Origin of the sequence: Bacteroides sp. 43_46, from assembly GCF_001915455.1 — a bacterium.
Taxonomy (GTDB): Bacteria; Bacteroidota; Bacteroidia; order Bacteroidales; family Bacteroidaceae; genus Bacteroides; species Bacteroides caccae.
The window spans coordinates 1-2776 of record NZ_MNQN01000092.1; the positions used below are offsets into that span (position 1 = coordinate 1).

Genomic DNA, 2776 nt, shown 5'->3' on the forward strand with positions numbered 1-2776 from the left:
ATATTTCTTTTAAAGAATTTATTGTCTCGTATAATAAAACTTGTAAAGAGAAGGCATCTCTAGTCTCAAAGAGAATTAGGATGCCTCTCAATTATAAGTTATTTACTCAGTAGGAGTATTTAGATCCATTACCTTAACATAGATTATTGCCTTTTTCGTTCTACCCCATTTGTCAAGAATATTAATACTTACTTGACAAGGAACAGCCTCAGCGATTATTGCAGCATCAGCCTTCTTAGATATAGTAATTTTATTACTATTATCTGGTCCTTCACCTTCACTTGCAAATGCTTCACTAACTGTCAGATAAGTTTTCGCATTTTCATCCGGTTCAACAGTAACCTTCTTGATTTTATTGCTGCTGAATGTATAAGTATTACCAGAAGCATCAAGTCTTTCGAAATCATCTTCTAATATCTCTATTTCAGTAGCATTTCCTTTGATTATATACGGATTATCTTTTGTTCCTATAACAACTTCATTTTCATCTTCTTTCGTATACTTGAAACTACCTTCATAGATTTCAGATAATATTGTCAGATTAAATTTATCTGTAATAGCATTCAAACGATTATTTCCGAACGGTGCATAAGACACAGTAATATCACGGCCTGTATAAGCACCACCCCAATTTTGATCTTTTGCTTGGTCAGAAACATAAGGGAATACCTTAATTTCTGATTTCTTTGTTGGAGTGTTATTTACTTCCTCAGTAAGCCATGCAGGAGCATATTCCTTGTTCTTGTTGTTCAGTCTATAAGGCTTATCTTCTGTGAATGTGATATTATCTTTATACTCTTTTGTTATAGAACCGTCTTGATACAATGTATAAAGATCGAAGCTAATTTTTGTAGCATCAGCATTATTATCAAGTGTAACAGCAGTAGGTACTGTACCGTAAGCTTTGGCAATATTACCTGCAAAGAAGTAACCGGTTGCACGCTTAAAGACGAATAATTTATCATTCTGCTGATCTACAGTAATCTTGAATGTCGTTTCATATAAGAATTCATTACCTAAGCTGGCATCAGAGTCAGCGTTCTTGAATTGAACTGTTGCAGTATGAGGTACAGCAGCAACTGTTGCAGGTGTGAATGTAGCTTCGATTACAAACTTAGTAATCTTATCTTTATCACTACTCAAATTAGAGACTTTCTTGTTGTCTTTATCCAGACCTACCAATGCCAATGCAATGCCACCTTTGTATTCTTCCTCTACTCCATTGATTGTTATCTGACCGTCAGTATAAGCAATAGATGTTTTTATAGGACTGCTTAAGTCGACTTTTTCTTTGATAACTTCTACTGATGGACCAACAATTTCAGAAGTAGCTGTAACCTTTTTACCATCTACAACCCAAGTCATATCCTTGATCTCAGCTTTTTCAACCTTATATTGGAATGTCAAAGTCACCTTCTGTTCCTTTACTTCTCCAGCAACAGTAAGATAGTGAACGGTAACTTCTGCTTCAGTTTCTTTATTCGCTTTAATTGTATTAAGATCTTTCTTGAACTCTATATTTTCATTTTTAGCAACTTCATAATAGTAAGCTACCACATTATCCAATTGACTGCCGAACAGTTCATCCAATTTATAGGTTTCTTGATAAGTCAAGGTTTCGCTAGGACCAGAAATAGATACTTCCGGTTGGTCACTATCTGTAGTAGCTTTAGCCTTAACCTTTACGTCATATCCGGAAATGATTTCATTACCCCATGCATCTTTTGTTGTAAGAGCATAAGCAGTATTCTCCTTCAAAGCCTCCAATTCTGTATCAGTTACTCCTTCTGCAAATCTAAGAGTCAAATCATAAACGCCTTTGTTAGCAGTAGGTTCTTTTTCTGGGTCTGCTACACGAGTCAAAGCATCTACACTAAAATTATCTGCAATATTAGCTACAACAAAGCTAGTATTACCTTTAGAATCTGTCAGACCGATTTCGTAAGCCTGAATATCTGCAGCTTTCAGATTCACCGGATTAATCAAAGCGTGAATCTTACTACCACCTCTGGCAATAAGTAAATCACCTGCTTTCTTAAATTTATCATTTCCATTAAATTTGATGTCTGCGGTTGCTTTATGATAATACAGAGTTGCTTCAGCTTGTGGAGAGCTTAAATCAACAGTACCAGCCGCTGTTACACCGAGCACACTCATACCAGTGATACGAGCAGATTTCGGCATAGAAACCTTTTCCCATTCTCCTGTTTCCTTATTGAGAATATTCAATACCCAAACCAATGGATTGCTAGCGTCAGCACTTACATAGATATCTGTAGCAGCTTTAACATTTGTTTTTTTAGGTTTTTCGTCTTCTGCATCCCAAACTATCCAATATCCATCTTCAGAAATTTGCGGTGCATATCCATCTTTACCCGGAGTTCCTACTCCCGCATCACCTTTTTTACCTTCAGCACAAATACCTAGGTCATTGCCATTGACAATCCAGTTCTTTGTTACCGGATCAATCTTGATTGTCGTTGGAGTAGCATCCTTACCGCTTGTGATAGAATAACTTTTATTATCATTAAAAGTTATTTTAAATCCACCGGTAATGTCTTCAACATTAGTTACCCATTTACCTTCTTTTACAAACTTCTGTAACTCGGCAATGCTAGCTTTGTTTGCGTCAATCTGTGTTTGCAGATTGTCAATGTCATCATCGTAGTCCTTACAGCCTACATAGGTGACAGTAGAAAGTGCCAACGCCCCGAAGAACATCACTTTTACAAATTTTCTTTTCATAACTACTTAAAAATTACATTAATAATATATT

1 protein-coding gene is annotated in these 2776 nt (G+C 35.9%); it reads right to left on the reverse strand.

Going from position 1 to position 2776, the window contains the following annotated elements:
* Positions 1 to 102 precede the first annotated feature (102 nt).
* Positions 103 to 2745, reverse strand: a complete 2643-nt coding sequence (locus tag BHV72_RS07095; RefSeq protein ID WP_286855485.1) for a PL29 family lyase N-terminal domain-containing protein — start codon at positions 2743 to 2745, stop codon at positions 103 to 105.
* Positions 2746 to 2776: the final 31 nt, after the last annotated feature.